Consider the following 263-nt stretch of genomic DNA (forward strand, 5'->3'; position numbering starts at 1 on the left):
GCCATAGCCTGCTTTTCACTAGTTGTTTCAGCATGAAAATCAACAAAAATATGATTAGTTCTAGCACTACATTGTTCTAACAAGTCCTCAATCACTTGAAAAGGATCATCTAAGGTATTCATAAAGACACGGCCTTGTAGATTAATAACAGCCACTTCAATAGCATTAACTTTTACATAGACAAGTCCAACTCCCGGAACTGATTGAGGGAAGTTTGCTGGACGAATGAGTTTCTTAGCCCCATCAATAAAGTCAAAAATCTC

Annotated in this window: 1 protein-coding gene; it reads right to left on the reverse strand. The window is 37.3% G+C overall.

Annotated features, from left to right (window positions below):
* The coding region (locus RMT89_RS43710) for a YmdB family metallophosphoesterase (protein ID WP_315889314.1) at positions 1-263 on the reverse strand (263 nt) is incomplete at both ends.

Source organism: Streptomyces sp. P17, from assembly GCF_032436805.1.
Taxonomy (GTDB): Bacteria; Actinomycetota; Actinomycetes; order Streptomycetales; family Streptomycetaceae; genus Streptomyces.